The organism is Pedobacter hartonius, assembly GCF_900107535.1.
Lineage (GTDB): Bacteria > Bacteroidota > Bacteroidia > Sphingobacteriales > Sphingobacteriaceae > Pedobacter > Pedobacter hartonius.
The window spans coordinates 1-2,117 of record NZ_FNRA01000030.1; the positions used below are offsets into that span (position 1 = coordinate 1).

Here is a 2,117-nt window from a genome sequence, read left to right on the forward strand (position 1 = left end):
TACTTTTGCATCCCGCTTCGGAGGAAGGGAAAGATGAGAAGGATAAAGGAGTTAGTTTTTTGAAAGGCGTGTAAAGAAGGAATCGTTGTTAAGGTTCGGATTATTGAAGAGGTTTTAAAGCTTTGAATATAATTAAAATAAAAAGCTTGACAGAATGAAAAAGATTTCTACCTTTGCAGTCCCAACAAAAAAGGGAAACGTTGGACGGCGGATGCCGGAAAGCGAATAACAAGATTGAAACGATGAAACTTTAAAGAATACCAGGAACATAAAGACCTGGAGGGATTGAGGGTAACATTGCAACATATACAAGGCCGCCGTGAGGTAAGTGCCGAGAAGTTCATTAAAGAGATGTCATTTATAAACGCAGAGCGGGATAAACCAGTACGAGTTCAAAGTACATGGGCCGCAATGGTTTTTCAAGTTAGATCTGTCAGACAAATAAGAACAGATTATGATTAAATTAATTTATTAAGTTAAGAATGGTCAGTGTTCAAACACAACATTTTACAATGGAGAGTTTGATCCTGGCTCAGGATGAACGCTAGCGGCAGGCCTAATACATGCAAGTCGAACGATAGAAGTCAGCTTGCTGACTTCAAAAGTGGCGCACGGGTGCGTAACGCGTATGCAACCTACCTTAATCAGGGGGATAGCCCGAAGAAATTCGGATTAACACCGCATAAAATCACAGCACAGCATTGTGTAATGATCAAATATTTATAGGATTAAGATGGGCATGCGTGACATTAGTTAGTTGGCGGGGTAACGGCCCACCAAGACGACGATGTCTAGGGGATCTGAGAGGATGACCCCCCACACTGGTACTGAGACACGGACCAGACTCCTACGGGAGGCAGCAGTAAGGAATATTGGTCAATGGAGGCAACTCTGAACCAGCCATGCCGCGTGCAGGAAGACAGCCCTCTGGGTCGTAAACTGCTTTTATTCGGGAATAAACCTCATTACGTGTATTGAGCTGAATGTACCGAAGGAATAAGGATCGGCTAACTCCGTGCCAGCAGCCGCGGTAATACGGAGGATCCAAGCGTTATCCGGATTTATTGGGTTTAAAGGGTGCGTAGGCGGCTTTTTAAGTCAGGGGTGAAAGACGGTAGCTCAACTATCGCAGTGCCCTTGATACTGAAGAGCTTGAATGGACTAGAGGTAGGCGGAATGTGACAAGTAGCGGTGAAATGCATAGATATGTCACAGAACACCGATTGCGAAGGCAGCTTACTATGGTTTTATTGACGCTGAGGCACGAAAGCGTGGGGATCAAACAGGATTAGATACCCTGGTAGTCCACGCCCTAAACGATGAATACTCGCTGTTAGCGATACACAGTTAGCGGCTAAGCGAAAGCGTTAAGTATTCCACCTGGGGAGTACGGTCGCAAGATTGAAACTCAAAGGAATTGACGGGGGCCCGCACAAGCGGAGGAGCATGTGGTTTAATTCGATGATACGCGAGGAACCTTACCCGGGCTTGAAAGTTAGTGAATCATTTAGAGATAGATGAGTGAGCAATCACACGAAACTAGGTGCTGCATGGCTGTCGTCAGCTCGTGCCGTGAGGTGTTGGGTTAAGTCCCGCAACGAGCGCAACCCCTATGTTTAGTTGCCAGCACGTTAAGGTGGGGACTCTAAACAGACTGCCTGTGCAAACAGAGAGGAAGGAGGGGACGACGTCAAGTCATCATGGCCCTTACGTCCGGGGCTACACACGTGCTACAATGGATGGTACAGAGGGCAGCAAGCTGGTAACAGCAAGCAAATCTCCAAAAGCCATTCACAGTTCGGATAGAGGTCTGCAACTCGACCTCTTGAAGTTGGATTCGCTAGTAATCGTATATCAGCAATGATACGGTGAATACGTTCCCGGGCCTTGTACACACCGCCCGTCAAGCCATGGAAGTTGGGGGTACCTAAAGTATGTAACCGCAAGGAGCGTCCTAGGGTAAAACCGATAACTGGGGCTAAGTCGTAACAAGGTAGCCGTACCGGAAGGTGCGGCTGGAATACCTCCTTTCTGGAGCAAGACTAACTGCTCGCTTTGCGTAAATGATATAAATGACAACAAATCTCAAAAGGAAACCCATAGGATGAAAGCATCAT

Annotated in this window: 1 rRNA gene; it reads left to right on the forward strand. The window is 46.7% G+C overall.

Annotated elements, in window-relative coordinates:
* Positions 1–509 precede the first annotated feature (509 nt).
* Positions 510–2,031 (forward strand): 16S ribosomal RNA (locus BLW16_RS22690).
* The last annotated feature ends 86 nt before the right edge of the window (positions 2,032–2,117 follow it).